General features: G+C 72.3%; 20 protein-coding genes. 13 read left to right on the top strand and 7 right to left on the bottom strand.

Translation table 11 applies throughout. From position 1 onward, the window contains the following. Positions 1 to 14: 14 nt before the first annotated feature. From ACWEVP_RS29005 to ACWEVP_RS28995, 3 genes are all read right to left on the bottom strand, one after another. Complete coding sequence (locus tag ACWEVP_RS29005) at positions 15 to 401, bottom strand: STAS domain-containing protein (protein ID WP_452065733.1); 387 nt, start codon at positions 399 to 401, stop codon at positions 15 to 17. Between the two features lie 99 nt (positions 402 to 500). Further along, positions 501 to 1670 carry a VanZ family protein gene (locus ACWEVP_RS29000; RefSeq protein WP_452065732.1) on the bottom strand — a complete coding sequence of 390 codons (1170 nt, stop codon included), beginning with the start codon at positions 1668 to 1670 and terminating at the stop codon, positions 501 to 503. A 122-nt stretch (positions 1671 to 1792) separates the two neighbouring features. Beyond that, the gene (locus tag ACWEVP_RS28995) at positions 1793 to 1987 is read right to left on the bottom strand and encodes an antitoxin (RefSeq protein ID WP_364466844.1); all 195 of its coding nucleotides are present in this window, start codon (positions 1985 to 1987) and stop codon (positions 1793 to 1795) included. Between the two features lie 276 nt (positions 1988 to 2263). Between ACWEVP_RS28995 and ACWEVP_RS28990 the strand changes: the two genes are divergently transcribed. The 5 genes from ACWEVP_RS28990 to ACWEVP_RS28970 all read left to right on the top strand — a co-directional run bounded on the left by ACWEVP_RS28990 (position 2264) and on the right by ACWEVP_RS28970 (position 8008). Next, entirely contained in the window at positions 2264 to 3937 is a 1674-nt protein-coding gene (locus ACWEVP_RS28990; RefSeq protein WP_452065731.1) for a sulfatase-like hydrolase/transferase, read from the top strand. A gap of 110 nt (positions 3938 to 4047) precedes the next feature. Beyond that, positions 4048 to 5241: a diguanylate cyclase gene (locus ACWEVP_RS28985; protein WP_452065730.1), complete on the top strand. Its 1194-nt coding sequence runs from the start codon at positions 4048 to 4050 to the stop codon at positions 5239 to 5241. A gap of 167 nt (positions 5242 to 5408) precedes the next feature. Beyond that, positions 5409 to 5738 carry a hypothetical protein gene (locus ACWEVP_RS28980; RefSeq protein WP_452065729.1) on the top strand — a complete coding sequence of 110 codons (330 nt, stop codon included), beginning with the start codon at positions 5409 to 5411 and terminating at the stop codon, positions 5736 to 5738. A 501-nt stretch (positions 5739 to 6239) separates the two neighbouring features. Continuing rightward, positions 6240 to 7361: a S1 family peptidase gene (locus tag ACWEVP_RS28975; RefSeq protein WP_452065728.1), complete on the top strand. Its 1122-nt coding sequence runs from the start codon at positions 6240 to 6242 to the stop codon at positions 7359 to 7361. 104 nt (positions 7362 to 7465) lie between these two features. After that, positions 7466 to 8008, top strand: coding sequence for a dihydrofolate reductase family protein (locus ACWEVP_RS28970; protein WP_452065727.1), 543 nt, complete (start codon positions 7466 to 7468; stop codon positions 8006 to 8008). Here the strand turns inward: ACWEVP_RS28970 and ACWEVP_RS28965 are convergent. The 3 genes from ACWEVP_RS28965 to ACWEVP_RS28955 form a co-directional block, all read right to left on the bottom strand. Continuing rightward, complete coding sequence (locus ACWEVP_RS28965) at positions 8005 to 8595, bottom strand: TetR/AcrR family transcriptional regulator (protein WP_452065726.1); 591 nt, start codon at positions 8593 to 8595, stop codon at positions 8005 to 8007. The two genes, ACWEVP_RS28970 and ACWEVP_RS28965, sit on opposite strands and share 4 nt — an antisense overlap. A 4-nt stretch (positions 8596 to 8599) precedes the next feature. Then, a complete protein-coding gene (locus ACWEVP_RS28960; protein WP_452065725.1) occupies positions 8600 to 9469 on the bottom strand; it encodes an alpha/beta fold hydrolase in 870 nt (289 codons plus the stop codon). Between the two features lie 286 nt (positions 9470 to 9755). Further along, entirely contained in the window at positions 9756 to 10193 is a 438-nt protein-coding gene (locus tag ACWEVP_RS28955; protein WP_452065724.1) for a YybH family protein, read from the bottom strand. A gap of 50 nt (positions 10194 to 10243) precedes the next feature. Between ACWEVP_RS28955 and ACWEVP_RS28950 the strand changes: the two genes are divergently transcribed. Together ACWEVP_RS28950 and ACWEVP_RS28945 are read left to right on the top strand one after the other, a co-directional pair. Beyond that, positions 10244 to 10888, top strand: coding sequence for a TetR/AcrR family transcriptional regulator (locus tag ACWEVP_RS28950; protein ID WP_452065723.1), 645 nt, complete (start codon positions 10244 to 10246; stop codon positions 10886 to 10888). Positions 10889 to 10922: 34 nt separating this feature from the next. Then, on the top strand, positions 10923 to 11429 hold the full coding sequence (locus ACWEVP_RS28945; RefSeq protein ID WP_452065722.1) for a VOC family protein: 507 nt from the start codon (positions 10923 to 10925) through the stop codon (positions 11427 to 11429). Here ACWEVP_RS28945 and ACWEVP_RS28940 read toward each other — a convergent pair. Then, positions 11426 to 11854, bottom strand: a complete 429-nt coding sequence (locus tag ACWEVP_RS28940; RefSeq protein ID WP_452065721.1) for a DoxX family protein — start codon at positions 11852 to 11854, stop codon at positions 11426 to 11428. The two genes, ACWEVP_RS28945 and ACWEVP_RS28940, sit on opposite strands and share 4 nt — an antisense overlap. Positions 11855 to 12370: 516 nt before the next feature. On the opposite strand from ACWEVP_RS28940, the gene ACWEVP_RS28935 reads away from it, so the two are divergent. From ACWEVP_RS28935 to ACWEVP_RS28910, 6 genes are all read left to right on the top strand, one after another. Beyond that, a complete protein-coding gene (locus ACWEVP_RS28935; RefSeq protein WP_452065720.1) occupies positions 12371 to 13060 on the top strand; it encodes a TetR/AcrR family transcriptional regulator in 690 nt (229 codons plus the stop codon). Then, the gene (locus ACWEVP_RS28930) at positions 13057 to 14166 is read left to right on the top strand and encodes an FAD-dependent oxidoreductase (RefSeq protein ID WP_452065719.1); all 1110 of its coding nucleotides are present in this window, start codon (positions 13057 to 13059) and stop codon (positions 14164 to 14166) included. Before ACWEVP_RS28935 ends, ACWEVP_RS28930 begins: the two co-directional genes overlap by 4 nt. Continuing rightward, on the top strand, positions 14163 to 14861 hold the full coding sequence (locus ACWEVP_RS28925) for an alpha/beta fold hydrolase (RefSeq protein ID WP_452065718.1): 699 nt from the start codon (positions 14163 to 14165) through the stop codon (positions 14859 to 14861). The genes ACWEVP_RS28930 and ACWEVP_RS28925 overlap by 4 nt, the downstream gene beginning before the upstream one ends. Positions 14862 to 14885: 24 nt before the next feature. Further along, on the top strand, positions 14886 to 16136 hold the full coding sequence (locus ACWEVP_RS28920) for a PucR family transcriptional regulator (RefSeq protein WP_452065717.1): 1251 nt from the start codon (positions 14886 to 14888) through the stop codon (positions 16134 to 16136). An 86-nt stretch (positions 16137 to 16222) separates the two neighbouring features. Beyond that, positions 16223 to 16474 carry a hypothetical protein gene (locus ACWEVP_RS28915; RefSeq protein WP_452065716.1) on the top strand — a complete coding sequence of 84 codons (252 nt, stop codon included), beginning with the start codon at positions 16223 to 16225 and terminating at the stop codon, positions 16472 to 16474. 30 nt (positions 16475 to 16504) lie between these two features. Then, entirely contained in the window at positions 16505 to 17137 is a 633-nt protein-coding gene (locus tag ACWEVP_RS28910) for an NAD(P)H-dependent oxidoreductase (RefSeq protein ID WP_452065715.1), read from the top strand. Positions 17138 to 17198: the final 61 nt, after the last annotated feature.

Here is a 17198-nt window from a genome sequence, read left to right as displayed (position 1 = left end):
GGTATCGGAGGTGGTCATGCTTCTTCGCCCCAGGAAGCGCGGACCGCGTCGACGCTCGAGTGAACCGGCATTACGTCGCCGAGGCGGAGCAGCTCGATCGGCCGGACCACGGCGGGGGCGGTCGTCACGACGGCCAGCCGGCCGCCCGCTTCGCGCAACCGGGTGCCCAGCCGCAGCAGGACCTGCAGGCAGCTGGAGTCGCAGTACTCGACCCCGGACATGTCCAGCACGACGTCCGCGGCGCCGGGCTCGGCCGGCAGCGCTTCGGCGAGCTTCACCGAAACCGCGAAGTCGAACTCGCCGCGGAGGGTGAAGATCCGCAGGTCGCCGCCCTCGGCGACGTCGAGCGACCAGCCCTCGCCGGAGTACCGCTGCCGCGGCCGCGTTGCGTCGGTCGTCATGCGGGCTCCAGGATGGGGAAGGGGGACGCGGGCTGGCGGCTCAACCTGCTCCCGTCGCAATCTACCAGCGCCGCCGATCCCGGGCAGCCCGGTGTCGCCTCACCGTCCTTTAAGGACTTCCTCGCGCCGGGCCGGTTCGGGGGCCGGGCCGGGCTCCGGAGCGGCGGGCACGATGGCGACGTTGACCGTGCGGGTGAGCCGTTCGTAGGGCGCCCGGTGCTCGCTGTCGAGCAGTACCGCCAGCGGCGTCCACACGCCCACGACGAACACCGACGCGGCCAGCGCGACCGGCAGGAGCAGCCGCTCGGGGTGGTTGCCGAGGTCCCAGTGGTCCAGGTCCAGCACCAGCCAGCCCAGCCACAGCGGCGAAAGCAGGACGCCGTTGCGCACCAGCAGCGCGATCGGCCCGGCCCGGCGGCGCCCGCGCCGCACCACGCGCAGCAGCATCGCCCGCTTCCCGGGCGTCGAGCCGGTCACCGCGGGCAGCACCACGAACCACACGAGGGCGAGGATCACCACCGGCGTGTCGCGGTGGTTCAGGTCCTCGCCGAACAGCGTCAGCAGGCCGAACAGGAAGCCGAGCAGCGCGGCGAACCCGAGCAGGTCGGTGGCCAGCGCGAAGAGCCGCCGGGTGAAGGTGACCTTCGCGGCATAGCGGCGCCGGTCGTGCTCGGGCCGCGGCGACGGCAGCAGCTTGCCGAGCGGACCGGCCACGAGCCAGCCGGCGACGACACCGGCGGTGTTGAGGATCAGGTCGTCGACGCTGAAGAGCCGGTACGGGCACGGGTAGACGAACCACAGCCCGGTCAGCTGCGTCAGCTCGAAGAACAGCGAGACGCCGAAGCCGATCAGCGTCGCGGGCACCAGCCGCATCCGCTGCGCGTAGCGGACGTAGAACCCGAGCGGCGCCAGCATCACGACGTTGAGCGCGGTGGTCCAGACCGCCGGGTTGTGCAGCAGCGCACCGGGGCTCCAGTGCCCGCGAGCGCGCTGGGACACGACCTCGACGAAGTAGAAAGGCCGCAACTGCGGAGAACTCGCGTAGGTGTGGCCCGCGCAGTACGCCGGGTCGGCGGGCAGCGGCAGCACCGTCTGCGTCGCGATCGCCAGCAGGTAGAAGAGGAAGGCGTAGAAGACGAACGTCGGCCACCCGCCCGCGCGGCCGCGCCGGCGGTAGCTGACGAACGCGGCGGGCAGCATGACGGCCAGCACGAGGAACGGGAAGAGGACGAGGGCCGTCCGGACGGGGACGAGGTAGGTGGCGACCACGGAGCCGGTGGTACCCAGCCGGGCGGGGAGCGAAGCGTGCTTCCCCCGGACGGCTGGCCGGGCTCACCGGCCGGGCCCGCCGCCGCACCGGAACCGGTGCGGCGGCGACGGCCGGACGGGGCTCACTGCGGGGGCGCGTCCTGCTGCCCGCCGCCCTGGTTGTGCAGGTAGTCCTTCACCTTCTCCGAGCCCTGGTCGATCTTGTCGGCGTGCTCGCCGAACCGCTGCTTGGCGGCGTCGGCGGCCTTGTCCACACCCTGGTCGGCCTGGTCCGGGTGCTTGCCGAGCGCTTCCTTGGCCTTGTCGAACAGGTTCATCGGTGCCTCCGTTCGGAATCCGATCTTCGGACACCCCGAGGAGAACACCGGCGCAGGCGGCCCGCAACCGAACGGCCGTACCCACTCACCTGTCCTGGGTATTACCGGCTCTTTCCCGGGTGAAAGCCGCCCGCCCGGGTTTGGCGCCGGCGAGTTCGGGTAGCGGCGGGGGCGCCCGCTTGAACCGCGCGGGACCGCGGCCCGTATACCGGGTGAGGATCGCCGGTCCCGCCGCACGGGCCGGGCGGTCACCGCCGCGAACCACGTGAGGCCCGCATGTTCGGAAAACCCGTACCCGCCGCACCGCCGCTGCCCGACTTCGGGCTACCCCGGATCGGGCGGCGGCACGCGGTCGCCGGCGTGGTCGTGACCGCGCTCGCCGCGCTGCTGGTGCTGTTCGCTCTGCTCTCCCCGGACGACCTGACGTCCTTCTCCGCCGAAGCGCTGGTGCGGGTGCCGGTCGAGGGGATCGTGATCGCCGCGTTCGTGCTGGTCCTGCCGCCGCGGCCGCGGCGCGTCGTCGCGGTGCTCACCGGGCTGGCGCTCGGGCTGCTCGTCGTGCTGAAGGCGCTGGACACGGGCTTCTACGCGACGCTGGAGAAGCCGTTCGACCCGGTCTACGACTGGAGCTTCTTCAGCGCCGGGGTCGAGTTCCTGGCCGGTCAGATCGGCGAGGCGGGGGCGATCGCCGCGCTGGCCGGCGCCGGCGTGCTCGCGATCGCCGTCGTGGTGTTCATGGTGCTGGCGACGCTGCGGCTGAGCCGGATCGCCGCCGGGCGCCGGACCGGCGCGTCGCGTGGGGTGGCCGTGCTCGGGGTCGTCTGGATCCTCTGCTCGCTGTTCGGCGTCGAGGTCGCGCCGGGGCAGCCGGTCGCCGCGCAGAGCGCCGTCGCCCTGGCCTACGGCGACCTGCGCCAGGTCGGTGCCGACCTGCGCGAGCAGCGGCCGTTCGGCGAGGTCGCCGCCGAGGACGCGTTCCGCGCCACCCCCGGTGACCAGCTCCTCGCCGGGTTGCGCGGCAAGAACGTCGTGCTCACCTTCGTCGAGAGCTACGGCCGGATCGCGCTCGACGACCCCGCCATCGGCACGAAGATCGGCGCGACGCTCGACGCGGGCACGGCCGAACTGCGCGCGGCGGGCATCGGCGCCAGGAGCGCGTTCCTGTCGTCCTCGACGTTCGGCGGCGGGAGCTGGCTGGCCCACTCGACGGTGCAGTCGGGCATGTGGATCGACAACCAGCAGCGCTACAACCAGCTGCTCGACAGCGACCGGCTGACCCTCGGCGGCGCGTTCCAGCGCGCCGGCTGGAAGACCGTGTGGGACGTCCCGGCGCACACGAAGGACTGGCCGGAGGGCCAGAAGTTCTACCACCCGGACGCCTACTACGACGCCCACCACGTCGGCTACCGCGGGCCCGGCTACGCCTACGCCACCATGCCCGACCAGTTCACGCTCGCGACGCTGCAGCGCACCGAGCTGGCGAACACGGCGCACCGGCCGGTGATGGCCGAGGTCGACCTGGTCTCCAGCCACGCGCCGTGGTCGCCGCGGCCCTGGCTGGTGGACTGGAACCAGGTCGGCGACGGCTCGGTCTTCGCGCCGCAGCCGGCGGCCGGCGAGGCGCCGGAGTCGGTCTGGAAGGACCCGGCGAAGATCCGCGACGCCTACCGCGACGCCACCGACTACTCGCTCAAGACGCTGATCTCGTTCATGCGGCACTACGGCGACGAGAACACGGTCCTGGTGTTCCTCGGCGACCACCAGCCGCCGGTCGTCACCCCGCAGGGCGCGGTGCACGACGTCCCGATCACGATCGTCGCCAAGGACCCCAAGGTGCTGGACCGGATCTCCGGCTGGGGCTGGACCGACGGCCTGCACCCGGCGGCGCGGGCGCCGGTCTGGAAGATGGACTCCTTCCGCGACCGCTTCCTGACCGCGTTCGTCCGCTGATCGTCCACTGAGGACACTCCGGCCGGCGGCTTCCGGAGAGGCGCCCGGTGCGCCTATCCTGGAGCCGCCGGGCGGGGGAGCCCGGCCGATCCACGGTCACGGGAGGGAAAGTGGATCAGCAGGGGGAGTCTCGTTTCGCCTACCGCGGTGCGCCGGCCGGGGTCGTGCCCTACTACCTGGCGGTCGAGGCCACCGCCGTCGCACTGCTGGTCCTGGCCGTGCCCGCGACGAAACCGGCCTCGCGGGAGTGGTTCTTCTTCGCGGTCCTGCTCGCTTCCGCGGTCGCGCAGACCGAGCTGTCGGCGAAGGCCGAGCGGATGCGCCGGTTCCTCGCGCGGAACCCGCACGTCAGCGTCTCGTCGGTGTGGTACTTCGCCGCGGCGCTCGTGATGCCGGCCGTCCTGGCCGCCGTCCTCGCGGTGCTCGTCTACGGGCACCTCTGGCTGCGCACGGCGGGCGGGGTGCCCGGCAGCAGGTTGTACCGGGCGACCTGCTCGGCCGCGACCCACGTGGTCACCGTCTTCGCGGCCGCCTCCGTCGCCGCGGTGGCCGGGCCGGTCGCGGCCGGCGTCGCGTTCGTGCTGGTCAACACGCTGCTCGTGATGATCGGGTTCAAGCTCCACGAGCCGGCCCGCCCGTTCCTGTCCTTCGCGGGATCGCTGTCGGAGAACCTCCTGGACGCGGCGACGCTGTGCCTCGGCGCGGTGGCGGCGGCGCTGCTGCCGACCCGGCCGTGGCTGGTCCCGTCGCTGGTGCTGCCGGTCGTGCTGCTGCACCGCGGCGAGCTCGGGCGGCGGCTGGAGCTGCGTGCCCGCGACCCCAAGACCGGGCTGCTGACGATCGCGGAGTGGCGGACGCGGGCCGAAGCCGAGCTGAGCCGGGCGGCGCGCGCCGGCGGCGACTGCGGGATCCTGATGCTCGACCTCGACCACTTCAAGCGCGTCAACGACACGTACGGGCACCTGGCGGGCGACGAAGTCCTGCGGGCGGTCGCCGGCGCCGTGCGGGACGAGGTGCGGGTCTACGACGCGGTCGGCCGGTTCGGCGGGGAGGAGTTCGTCGTGCTGCTGCCGGGCATCGGGCGGGTCCACTCCGTCGCGGTCGCCGAACGGATCCGCGACGCGGTGGCGGCGCTGGCCGTGGTGGCCGCGGACGGGACGCGGATCGCCGGGCTTTCGGTGTCGATCGGGGTGGCGGTCCACCCGGACGCGGGCCGCGGCGTGGACGAGGTGCTCGGCGCCGCGGACAAGGCGGTCTACGCGGCGAAGAACGCCGGCCGCGATCGGGTTTGCGTCAGCCGTTGAGGAATCGCGGCCTCGTCCGCCATCCGTCCAGGGGCGCGGGCTAGCCCGGATGGAGCAGCGCGGTGACTTTCCGCTGCGCGCGTTTTCACTGGCCCGATGAATTGCCGGTAATTCTTCCGCGCTTCTACGCTGCCTAACGTCGGGTCTCTCCGCGCTGAGGAGTGTTCATGCGAAGGAAATTGGCGGTTCTCGGGGTCGCTTTGTTTTCGCTGTTCGGGTTGTCGGTCGTGCCCGCGGCCGCGGCCGGCGGCGACTTCGCGCCACCCGGCTGTTTCGGTGAGCGCTACGGAACCCTCTTCGGGCAGGGCGTTTCGGTCAGCTGCTTCCCCGGTGAGGGCTACGGGTACCGCGTGATCGCGCACTGCGCCAACGGCAGCGCGTTCTGGTTCGTGGCCGGGGAATTCGTGCCGTACGGATTCGGCCCGGCGGTCGCGGAATGCTCGGGCGCGCTGCTGGTCCCGGCGCGGGTGGTGACCTACCAGGTCGACGAAATCTGATTTCCGCGACCACCGTCCGGCCACCCATTCCGGGGTGGCCGGACGGTGTCGTGTCGGCGTTTCAGGAGGAGCGGCGGTCGTCCGTCGCGTCGCGGTCCCGGTCTATTCCGGTTTCGCGCCCGCGACCGCAGCGGGAACGCGTGGCCGGAACCCGCCCGCGTGCCCGGTCCGGATCTGCGCCGCCTCGGCGTCGACGGGAAAGCCCGAGGCACGATCATGCACGTCTGCTGCCCCGCAGACTCTGGTTCCCGCCGCCGCTCGCCGCCGCGTGCTGTACTTGGTCCAGACCTTCGTCGGCGCGGACGGGTGACACCGGCCCGCGCTTCCTTCGCGCGCGGAAAACCGCTGCGGCGCAATGCATCCACGGCTTGAGTCTGCAATGGACAGACGTTCGCCTCCGCTAATTCCGGACAGAAGACCGGACATTTCTGGACCGTCACCGCGACCGGCCGCACACTCGGCGCACGGTGTGTTTCTTTCCCCCTGCCCGAAGGAGACCTCATGCGTCGAAGAATCGCCCTCGCCCTGGGCGGCGCCGCCGTCCTGACCGCGTCCCTCGCTTCGTCGTCCTTCAGCCCGGCCGTCGCGTCGCCCGGGTTGATCGCCGCCATGCAGCGGGACTTCGGCCTGACCGCCGCCCAGGCCGAAGCCCGGCTCGGCCAGGAAATGACCGCCGCGCGGGTGATGCCGGCCGCCCAGCGGGCCGCCGGTGCCGCCTTCGGCGGTGCGTGGTTCGATCCCGCGCTCGGCAAGCTCGTCGTCGGCGTGACCGACCCGGCCGCGGCACAAGCCGTCCGCCGGGCCGGTGCCGAAGCCGCGCCGGCGAAGGTCAGCGCGGCCGAGCTCGACGCGACGAAGGCCGCGATCGACGCCTCCGCCAAGGCGAACCCCGCCCCGGCGGCCGTCAGCGGCTGGCGCACCGACCCGCGCGCCGGCAGCGTCGTCGTCACCCTCCGGCCGGGCGCGCACGGCGCCGACGTGGATTCCTTCCTCGCGAAAGCCCGCGAGGCCGGCCCGGTGACCGTCGCGACCGCACCGGCCGCCCAGCCGTTCTCGGCCGGGACCGTCGGCGGCGACCCGTACTACATCAACGGCAACACCCGCTGCTCGATCGGCTTCTCGGTGCAGGGCGGCTTCGTCAGCGCCGGGCACTGCGGCGGCGTCGGCAGCTCGGTGGTCGGCTGGGACGGCTCGGCCATGGGCAGCTTCGCCGGCTCGTCCTTCCCCGGCAACGACTACTCGTTCATCCGCATCGGCAACGGCTGGTGGACCGCCCCGGTGGTGCTCGGCTGGGGCACGGTGAGCGACGCGCTCGTCCGCGGCTCCTGGGTCGCGCCGGTCGGCACGTCGGTGTGCCGCTCGGGCTCGACGACGCACTGGCACTGCGGTGTCGTCGAAGGCCTCAACGAGACGGTCAACTACTCGCAGGGCGCGGTCTACCAGATGACCCGCACCACCGTCTGCGCCGAGCCGGGCGACTCGGGCGGCTCGTTCATCACGGGCGACCAGGCCCAGGGCGTGACCTCCGGCGGCTGGGGCAACTGCAGCTCCGGCGGTGAGACGTGGTTCCAGCCGGTGAACGAGATCCTGCAGACCTACGGCCTGTCGCTGGTCACGGCGTAGCCGGAAACTCTGCCGGCGGCGGTGCGATGAATCCGGCGGCCGCCGCCGGTAGGTACCGGTGAGGCCGCGCCACCAGGGCGCGGCGGAGACCACCGGGAGCAGTCATGAGCGTGATCGTCGCCGAGTTCCTCACCCTGGACGGCGTCGTCGAGGACCCCGACGGCTCGGGCGGCACGGCCACCGGCGGCTGGGCCTTCCGGCACGGCCCGGAGGCCGTGGCGGGGGACAAGTTCCGCCTCGGCACCCTCCTCGACACCGGTACCCTGCTGCTCGGCCGGAAGACGTGGGAGCTCTTCTCGAAGCTCTGGCCCAGCCGCACGGACGAGTTCTCGGTCCGGCTCAACAACGCCGCGAAGCTGGTCGCCTCGACCACCCTCACCGACTTGTCCGCCTGGCAGAACTCCACGCTCCTGCAAGGAGATCTCGTCACCGAGGTCGCGCGGCACGGGGGCGACGTGATCGTCATCGGCTCGGTCGGCGTCGCGCAGACCCTCGCCCGGCACGGCCTGGTCGACGAGTACCGCGTGCTCGTCTTCCCGAGCGTCGTCGGTGCGGGCCGGCGGCTGTTCGAATCCCCCGCGGACCTCGACCTGGTGTCCACCGACCGGGTCGGGGCCGCGGTCCTCAGCACCTACCGGCCGCGCTAGGTCCGCAGGAGGCTCGCGAGCCAGCCGCCGAGGACCTGCTGGACCTCGGCGCGGGTGCGCGCGGGGTCGTCCGCCGCGGCGATCATCCTCGCCGCCTCCATCACCGCGCTGAGCACCAGCTGGGCCAGGGCCCGGACGGGCGTTTCCACGATCAGCCCGTCCGCCCTGGCCTGCTCCAGCACGGTGACGATCAGGCCGAGGCCGTACTCCGCCTCGATCTCGCGCCACACGTCCCAGCCGAGCACGGCGGGCGCGTCGGTGAGCGAAATGCGGCGGACCTCTTCGCGCAGGCACGCGTCGAGGAAGACACCGAGGCCCTGCAGCATGCCGGTCAGCGGGTCCGCGCCGCCGTCGAACGCGGCCCGGACCTCTTCGGTCAGTTCGCGTTCCAGTTCTTCGACGACGGCGCGGAACAGGCCCTGCTTGTCGGCGTAGTGGTGGTACAGCGCGCCGCGGGTGACGCCCGCGGCGCGGGTGATCTCGTCCGCCGGGACGGCCTGGTAGCCGCGGGCGGCGAACAGTTCGCGCGCGGCCGCGACCAGGGCGGCCTTCGTGCCGGCGGAACGGTCCTGCTGGGTACGTCGCACCCGCCTAATCTGCCATGACGCCCGCGAACTCGACGATGTGCCCGGCGAGCGCGGCGGGCTGGTCCTCGGACACGAACGTGTAGGCGTCCGCGATTTCGACGAGCTTCGCGTCCGGCAGCAGGGCCGCGAGCCGGTGGGCCAGGCGGATGGGGAACAGCTTGTCTTCGGTGGCCCACGCGAGCAGCATCGGCCGGTCGAACGTCCGCAAAGCTTCGGCGGCGGCGAGGGTGTGGCGCGGGTGCACGTCCCGCAGCAGCTTGCGCAGGTCCCGGCGCACCCCGGCCGACTTCCGCAGCTTCCCGAGGTAGGCCTGCGCGACGGCGTCCGGCAGCGGCCGCTTGGTCACCCAGCCGAAGAGGACCGGCAGCGGGTGGAGCGCCTTGATCCGCAGCAGCTGCCCGAGCACCGCCATCGAGCCGGGGATCCGGGCGAGCGGCGGGAGCGCTTTGAAGAGGGGCGGGAAGAAGTACTCGAAGCAGTCGGACGGCGTGAGCACGACCCGTCCGACCCGGTCCGGGCGCCGGCTGAGCATGATCTGCGTCAGCGCGCCGCCGGTGTCGTTCGCGACGAGCGTGACGTCCCGCAGATCGAGCGCGTCGAGGAAGTCCGCGATGAGGTCGGCGGCACCGATGGGGGAGAGGTCGGCGTCGGCGCGCATCGGCAGGTCGTGCGAGCCGAGCGGCAGATCCGGGGCCAGACAGCGGAACCCGGCCGCGGCGACGTCGGGGACGACCTTCCGCCACAGTTCGGCGTTCGTCAGCACGCCGTGGACGAAGACCACCGGGGCGCCTTCGCCCCGCTCGAAGTACCGCACCTCGCCGGCCGGCAGCCGGACCCGGCGCTCCTGACCCAGGGATTCGCTGCGTGTCGTCATGCGAGCCAGAGTACATACATGGTGTATGTATGTAAACGAGCGCGCGAAGGACGCAGGTGGAGGTGCTGGAAAAGGGGGCGGCCGGAAGCGGGCGGCCGCGGCCGGGGTGGTGGTAGCGGTGATGCCCCCGGACTTGGCTTCGGGGAAAGGTCGGTTCCGGGGGCATCACCGCCCGCGGGACAGCTGACACGGTGTCCTGCGGTGGACTCACCCTACGAACCGCCGGCCGGCCTGACCAGGGCCTCGATGCGGTGTCGAAGGTTTGTCGCCCGGTCGGTCACCGGGCCTACCGAGAGTTGAGCGGTGCGTCCGGTGCGGGTTCGTCCGGTGGCCGGTCGCCGTGGCGGTGGACGATCTTCCACTCGCCTTCCTCTCGGCGGTACACGTGCGTCACGCGCAGGGTGTAGGTCGTCGGTTTCCCGTTGAGCGACACGGTGTTGTGCTCGTAGCCGATCGTGTAGGCGAGGTCTCCGCTCGCCCCGGCCGCGACGACTTCGAAGCGGTACTCGCGGGAGTCGGAGAACTGTGCGGCGACGCGGCGGAAGGCGTCGCTCACGTCGGCCCAGCCGGTGCGGATCGGCAGCCAGGCGCCGAAAAGGCTCACCGGGTCGGCCTTCGACCACAGGGCCGTGCGGGGCCCGGCGTCGCCGTTGTGGATGGCCTGTTCGGCGGCGGTCTGCCGGGGCAGCACCTCGGCCAGGAACTCTTCGGTGGGTGATGGCATGATGACTCCAATACAGTCAGGCTGTTTTCAATACAGTGAGGATGTATCGGATGGGCGAGCAGGTCAAGCGCCGGTACGACTCGAGCCGGCGCCAGGAGCAGGCGCGGGAGAACCGGCGGCGCATCCTGGCCGCCGCGCACACCCTGTTCGTCACGAAGGGTTACGGCCGCACGACCATCGCCGACGTCGCCGCCGAGGCGGGCGTCGCGCCGGAAACCGTTTACTCGGCCTTCAAGAACAAGCCGGCGCTGCTGCACCGGACGTGGGACGTGACCGTCGGCGGGGACGACGAAGACGTGCCGATGCTCGAACGCCCGGAGCTGCGCGCCCTGTTCGCCGAGCCCGACCTGCGCACCCGGCTCACCGCGTTCGCGGTCGTGAACACCGCGACCATGCGCCGGACCGCGCGGCTGCACCTCGCCGTGCGCGGTGCGGCGGCGAGCGACTCCGCGGCGGCGGCGATGCTCGCCGAGATCGACCGGCAGCGGCTGGAGAGCATGGGCGGGCACGCGCGCGAAGCCGCGGCCACCGGGCAGCTGGCCGTCACCGAGCAGGAGTGCCGGGACGTGCTGTTTTCCACGACGGACGGGACGTTGTGGCACCAGCTCGTCGAGCGGCTCGGGTGGTCCGACGAGCGGTACGCGGCCTGGCTCGGCCGGCTCTGGGTGGCGTCCTTCGTGCTACCCTTCGGTTGAAACTTCAACCGAGTTGTGTGCGCGGGGGCCGTCGATGTCGATCTTTCGCCTGAACCACGCGGTGCTGTACGTCCGGAACCTCGCCGAAAGCGTGGCGTTCTACCGGGACGTGCTGGGCTTCGACTACGTCGAGGACGGCGACATCCACCGCGGCGCGGCCTTCCTGCGGGCACCCGGCTCGACCAACGACCACGACCTCGGCCTGTTCGAGCTCGGTGCACACGCCGCGGACTCGGGCGCGGGGCAGACGTCGGTGGGGCTGTACCACCTGGCGTGGGAGGTCGACACGCTCGGAGACCTCGAGCGGCTCGCCGGCCGCCTCCGGGAGGCGGGCGCGCTGGTCGGCTCGTCCGACCACGGCACCACGAAGTCGTTGTACGCCAAGGATCCCAGCGGGCTCGAGTTCGAGGTCGTCTGGATCATCCCGCGCGACCTGCTGACCGAAGCGGACCGCGCGAAGAGCGGGCCGCTCGACCTCGCGCGGGAACTGGCGAAGTACGGTCCCGACGCGCGCAGCGGCGTCGGGATCTCGCGCTCCTAGGCGGTGACCCGGGCCCGGGCCGGCTCCGCCGTGTTCCGGTGCAGGACCGGCAGGTTGCCCAGGGCGAAGCGGCCCGGGCCGACGAACGCCACGACCAGCAGGCCCCAGCAGAACAGGGCCGCGGCCTCGCCGCCGTTCTGGATCGGGAGCAGGCCGGTCGGCAGGTGCACCGTGAAGTACGCGAAGGCCATCGAGCCGGAGCCGAGCACCGCGGCGGCGCGGGAGCCGAGGCCGAGGCAGATCAGGGCGCCGCAGACGAGCTGGATGAGGGCGGCCCACCAGCCCGGCCACGCCCCGACGGCCGCGGGTGCCTTCGCGCCGAGCACGCCGAAGAGCGTTTTCACGCCGTGGCAGGCGAACAGGAAGCCGATCACGATCCGGTAGAGCCCGATGACGTGGTCGCGGGCCGGGTCCAAGCGGTGCATGGGCGCCTCCGGGGGCGGCATCGAGCCGGCCGGTGGTGCGGTCCGGCCGGTGCGGATTCGGTGGAATCACATATACCGCCCGTGAGAAGGTCACACACCCCCCGAAAGTTGCTTAACCGGTTTTCCGAATGAAATGCGGAACCGGGGTTGACTCAGTGGTCTGGACCTCTTAATTTGCCTTGTGGAGTAACCGGAAACCGCCATACGGGTGATCTTCGGTTAGTGGTCCAGACCAGTTGGTCGAGTGGTCCGCGTTTCGCGTTTGTTTCCGATTCTTTTCGATTAGCCGCTCGTGCCGAAGGTGATCGTCCCGGTGCCCTCGTAGTCCCCTTTGGCCCCTGGAGGCCCGAGCCCTGCTGAATCGCACCCAGCGTCGCGGCTGCTCTGCAATCGCCTCGATCGCGTCGTAGGTGGCGAACCACGTGCCGAACGGTGTCGTGGGCGTTGTGACCGAAACCGCACGAACATGTTCGTCTCGAACGTGCTCGTAACGAACATGTTCGCTACAGTGGAGCCATGCCCCCGGAAAGCACCTACAACCGCCGTGAGCGTCCGGCGAAACCGGCGTTGACCCGTGAAGGGATCGTGGCGACGGCCGTCGCGGTGATGCGCGCCGAAGGCGTCGAGCGCGTCACCATGCGCCGGCTCGCCCAGGAGCTCGACACCGGCGCCGCCTCGCTCTACGTGTACGTCAAGGACACCGAAGAACTGCACGCCGCGGTGCTCGACGAACTGCTCGCCGAGGTCCGCCTCGACGGCTCGGGGGACTGGCGCGAGCGCCTCTGGGCGGTGCTCGACTCCTACCGTTCGGTGCTGTTCGCGCACCCGAGCCTCGCCCGCGTCGCGCTGGTGACCCGGCTGAGCGGGCCGCACTACCTGGCGCTCGTCGAAGCCGTGCTCGCCCTGCTCGACGAAGGGGGCATGGCCCCGGGGCAGGCCGCCTGGGCGGTCGACGTGCTGCTGCTGACCGCCACGGCGACCGCCGTCGAGCACGGCAGCCGGCGGGAGAAGCCGGGTGCCGCGCGCGAGCACGAGGTCATGGTCGAGTCCGTGGCCACCGCCTCGCCCGGCACCCACCCCCACATCGCCGCGCTGGCCGCCGACCTGGTGTCCGGACCCGGCCCCGCCCGCGCGCGGTGGGCGTTCGACGCGCTGCTCAACGGCGCGCTCGCCACCCCGCGCCCCGAACCCGGGGAGACCCGATGACCCGGATCGCCATCGTCGGCGGTGGCCTCGGCGGCCTCACGCTGGCCCGTGTCCTGCACACCCGCGGGATCGCGTCGACCGTGTACGAGCTCGACGCGTCCCCGGCCGCCCGCGACCAGGGCGGCACCCTCGACCTGCACGAAGAATCCGGGCAGCGCGCGCTCGCCGAAGCCGGCCTGACGCGGCAGTTCCGGGCCATCGCGCGGGAAGAGGGCGAGGCGCTGCGCATCCTGGACCGCCACGGCGTCGTCCGCTTCGAAGAGGCGGCCGACGCCTCCGGCGGCACGAGGCCCGAGGTCGATCGCGGCGCGCTCAAGCGGATCCTCGTCGAGTCGCTGCCCGGCGACGTCGTCCGGTGGGGCACCAAGGTCACCGCGGTGGCGGCCGGCCGGCTGAGGCTGGCCACGGGCGAAGTCGTCGAAGCCGATCTGATCGCCGGCGCGGATGGGGCCTGGTCGAAGGTCCGGCCGCTGCTGTCGGCCGCGGTGCCGGTCTACTCGGGACTGTCGTTCGTCGAAACCCATCTGTCCGATGTGGACACCCGGAACCCGGCCGCGGCCGCGCTCGTCGGCCCGGGCTCGATGTTCGCGCTGGCCGACGGGCTGGGCCTGATCGCCCAGCGCAACGGCGGCGGCCGGATCCGCGTGTACGCCGCGGTCAAGAACGACGACCCGGCCGCGGTCGCGGACCTGGCCGATCGCCGACGTCTTCTCGACGTCTTCGCGGCCTTCGCTCCCGAACTCCGGGCCCTCGTCGAAGACAGCGACGACCCGCTGATCCCGCGCCCGATCCACGCGCTGCCGGTCGGCCACCGGTGGGAGCGCGTGCCGGGGGTGACCCTGCTCGGCGACGCCGCGCACGTGATGTCACCGTTCGCGGGCGAGGGTGCGAACCTCGCCATGCTCGACGCCGCCGAGCTGGCCCTCGCGCTCGCCGCGCATGACGACGTCGAAAGCGCTCTCTCGGCGTACGAGAACGCGCTGTTCCCGCGGGCGGAAGCAGCCGCCAGCGACTCCGCCGGCAACCTCGAAGCCTGCTTCCGGCCGGACGCGCCCGCCGCGATGGTCGACCAGATGCTCGGCCACTCCGGAAAGGACATGCCATGACCCGGACCCTGCGTCCCCACCCCGGACTGGACATCCCCCTCGTCGACACCGGCCGCGGCGGCCGCACGGTGCTGGTCCTGCACGGCGGTGGCGGCCCGCGAGGCGTCGAACCGATCGTCGAGCACTTCGCGCCCCGCGCCCGGGTGCTGGCGCCGACGCACCCGGGCTGGGCGGGCACGCCGCGTCCGGACTGGTTCTCCGGCATCGACGACCTCGCCGTCACCTACCTCGACCTGCTGGACGACGAAGACGCCCGCGACGTCCTGGTGATCGCCAGCTCGTTCGGCGGCTGGGTCGCGTCCGAAATGGCCGTTCGCGACCGCGGACGGCGGATCGGCGAGCTGGTCGTGCTCGACGGCATCGGCCCGGACGTCGAAGGCCACGCGATCAGCCTGCCGCAGCCGCCGCCCGGCGCGCCCGGGCCGGACCCCGCCGACCTGGCGGCGCTGCGGGCCTACGCCGGGCCGCGGATCGCCGACCCGAAGCTGCTGCGCCGGCTCGCCCGGGTGCGGATCCCGGCGCTGCTGATCTGGGGCGAGGACGACGTCGTGGTGCCGCCGGAGTTCGGCGAGGCCTACGCGGCCGCGTTCGCCGACGCGCGGTTCGCGGTCGTGGCGGGCGCGGGGCACGTCCCGCACGTTCAGGCCCCGGCCGAAACGTTCGGCTTGATCGACGAGTTCCTCGGCCGAGCTTGATCGTCGACCCCGTAGAGTGGCTCCATGGTGGACGAAGAAGCCGTCTCGGAGCACATCCGCCAGATCGCCGCCACCCTCGCGGACCGGGCGGTCGAGCTGGCCGGGGAGCTGGTCCAGCTGTACGCGACCGACCTGCCGCAGCTGGTCAACGACGACGAGCGCATGGTGAGCCTGCTGTCGGCGAGCGTCTACCAGAACATCGAGACGGCCCTGCAGATCTTCCAGCACGGGATCGACCCCGCCAACGTCGAGCCGCCGGCCGCGGCCGTGGAGTACGCGCGCCGGCTGGCCCAGCGCGGCACCCCGGTGTTCGACCTGATCCTCGCGTACGACCTCGGCCAGGCCGCGATGCTCGACTTCGGCTTCCAGGAGTGCATCCGGCACGTGGACGACGCGGCTCTGCTCGGGGCGATGATGCGGCGGCTGCTCAAGGTCGCCTACGAGTTCATCACCCGGGTGGTGCGCCAGCTGGTGAGCGTCTACCAGGACGAACGCGACAAGTGGCTGCTCAACCGGAGCGCCGCGCGGGCGGCCAAGGTGCTGGACCTGCTGAGCGAGAACGGCGGCCCGGCCGACGTCGACGCGGCGGAGGCGGTCATCGGCTACCGGCTGCGCGGCACGCACGTCGGGATGGTCGTCTGGCACGCCTCCGAAGCCCACGACGTGCTGTCGCACCTGGAGTCGGTCACCGGGGCGGTGCTCGAGCGGGCCGGCGGGCAGGGGCGGCCGCTGTTCGTGCCCCGCGACGAAGCCGGCGCCTGGGCGTGGCTGCCGGTCGCGTCGATCGACCGCGAGCACCTCGACGCGGTGCTCGCGGAGGCCGACCCGGGCGTGCGCGTGACGGTCGGCGATCCCGGCACCGGCGTCGCCGGCTTCCGCGACACCCACCAGCAGGCCCGCCGGGTGCACGCGCTGGCGCTGGCCGCCGGCGAGCACTGCGACCGCGTGCTGACCTTCCGGGAGGTCGGCACGGTGGCGCTGATGACGACCGACCTCAACGCGGCCCGGCTGTGGGTCGCGAGCACGCTCGGGCCGCTGAGCGCCGACGACGAGAACTGCGGGCGGCTGCGCGACACCCTGCGCGTGTTCCTCGCGGCGGGCGGGAGCTACACGACGGCGGCGAGTGAGCTGACCATGCACAAGAACTCGGTGCAGTACCGCGTCCGCAAGGCGCAGGAACTGCTGCCGCGCGAGCTCGCCGACAGCCGCCTGGACGTCGAGCTCGCGCTGAACCTGAGCCACCGCCTGGGCGCGGCCGTGCTGTCACCGGCCTGACTTTGGTATGCCGGACCACCGGTCACGAAGATCGTTGGTGCGCGGGCACGAAGCCGGGATGAGCCGTTCGGCCTACCTTTCCGGCTATGGGTGAAAACGGTGGGATGCTCGCGCTGGTGCGGCTACGCCGAGGCGTCGTCGGCGAGAGCAGACGCGTCTGTCACCTGATCCCCGTTCCGGCCGCGGGCGCGGTGCCCGACCGGTTGACCGCGTTGTGCGGCGAAGCGATCTTCCCCGGCGACGCCGAGGTGCTCGCCGGCCTGCGCGGGATGCCGTGCCACCGCTGCCTGATGCAGAGTGCGCCCGCGGGGCCGGGCCTGCTGGCCAACGCCGGCTGAGCCGCCGGGTCCGCGTGGCAAGCTGACGCGGTGATCGACGACGAGTCCCGGCCGGTGGTGGTCCTGCTGGCCCACCCCCGGCCCGGGAGCTTCAACCACGCCCTCGCCGAACGGGTCCGCGAAACGCTGATCGGCGCCGGCCGGCTGGTGCGCTTCCACGACCTGTACGCCGAGGGGTTCGACCCGGTGCTCACGGCCGGAGAGGCCTACACCAGCGGAACCCGCGCGGAGGAGTTCCTCGCCGCAGAGCCTGACCCGTTGGTGCGCCGCCACCGCGAAGAACTGCGGGACGCGGGCGGGCTCGTCGCGATCCACCCGAACTGGTGGGGCAAGCCGCCGGCCATCCTCGGCGGCTGGCTCGACCGGATCCTCGTCCCCGGGGTGGCGTATCGCCTCGACGACGCCGGCGGCGCGCCGGAGTCGCTGCTCTCGCTGCGCGGGCTGCTCGTGGTGAACACCTCCGACACCACCGAGGAGCGCGAGCGGACGCTCTTCGGCGACCCCCTCGACGCGATCTGGCGGCGTTGCCTCGCGCCCTACCTCGGCGAGCCGGCCGTGCGGCGGCTCGTCCTGCGCGTGGTCGCCGACGCGGACGAGCGGCGGCGCGCCGGGTGGCTCGACGACGTCGAAGCCGAGGTCCGGCGGCTGTTCGGTGGTCACTGACCGCTTCCGGTCACTTCCGGTGAAGACCTTGAGGCGGTTTCGCGCGGCGTGCGATTCTCGG

The organism is Amycolatopsis sp. NPDC003865 (genome assembly GCF_053605345.1).
This window is presented reverse-complemented; position numbering and strand designations above follow the sequence as displayed.

What these genes read in the sequence shown, in the direction of transcription:
- ACWEVP_RS28970 (WP_452065727.1), top strand. Translation starts at nt 7,466, where the DNA reads ATGAGCGTGATCGTCGCCGAGTTCCTCACCCTGGACGGCGTCGTCGAG.
- ACWEVP_RS28940 (WP_452065721.1), bottom strand. Translation starts at nt 11,854, where the DNA reads ATGCACCGCTTGGACCCGGCCCGCGACCACGTCATCGGGCTCTACCGG.
- ACWEVP_RS28945 (WP_452065722.1), top strand. Translation starts at nt 10,923, where the DNA reads ATGTCGATCTTTCGCCTGAACCACGCGGTGCTGTACGTCCGGAACCTC.
- ACWEVP_RS28960 (WP_452065725.1), bottom strand. Translation starts at nt 9,469, where the DNA reads ATGACGACACGCAGCGAATCCCTGGGTCAGGAGCGCCGGGTCCGGCTG.
- ACWEVP_RS28930 (WP_452065719.1), top strand. Translation starts at nt 13,057, where the DNA reads ATGACCCGGATCGCCATCGTCGGCGGTGGCCTCGGCGGCCTCACGCTG.
- ACWEVP_RS28955 (WP_452065724.1), bottom strand. Translation starts at nt 10,193, where the DNA reads ATGCCATCACCCACCGAAGAGTTCCTGGCCGAGGTGCTGCCCCGGCAG.
- ACWEVP_RS28915 (WP_452065716.1), top strand. Translation starts at nt 16,223, where the DNA reads ATGGGTGAAAACGGTGGGATGCTCGCGCTGGTGCGGCTACGCCGAGGC.
- ACWEVP_RS28925 (WP_452065718.1), top strand. Translation starts at nt 14,163, where the DNA reads ATGACCCGGACCCTGCGTCCCCACCCCGGACTGGACATCCCCCTCGTC.
- ACWEVP_RS28995 (WP_364466844.1), bottom strand. Translation starts at nt 1,987, where the DNA reads ATGAACCTGTTCGACAAGGCCAAGGAAGCGCTCGGCAAGCACCCGGAC.
- ACWEVP_RS28990 (WP_452065731.1), top strand. Translation starts at nt 2,264, where the DNA reads ATGTTCGGAAAACCCGTACCCGCCGCACCGCCGCTGCCCGACTTCGGG.
- ACWEVP_RS28935 (WP_452065720.1), top strand. Translation starts at nt 12,371, where the DNA reads ATGCCCCCGGAAAGCACCTACAACCGCCGTGAGCGTCCGGCGAAACCG.
- ACWEVP_RS28980 (WP_452065729.1), top strand. Translation starts at nt 5,409, where the DNA reads ATGCGAAGGAAATTGGCGGTTCTCGGGGTCGCTTTGTTTTCGCTGTTC.
- ACWEVP_RS28920 (WP_452065717.1), top strand. Translation starts at nt 14,886, where the DNA reads ATGGTGGACGAAGAAGCCGTCTCGGAGCACATCCGCCAGATCGCCGCC.
- ACWEVP_RS28950 (WP_452065723.1), top strand. Translation starts at nt 10,244, where the DNA reads ATGGGCGAGCAGGTCAAGCGCCGGTACGACTCGAGCCGGCGCCAGGAG.
- ACWEVP_RS28975 (WP_452065728.1), top strand. Translation starts at nt 6,240, where the DNA reads ATGCGTCGAAGAATCGCCCTCGCCCTGGGCGGCGCCGCCGTCCTGACC.
- ACWEVP_RS29005 (WP_452065733.1), bottom strand. Translation starts at nt 401, where the DNA reads ATGACGACCGACGCAACGCGGCCGCGGCAGCGGTACTCCGGCGAGGGC.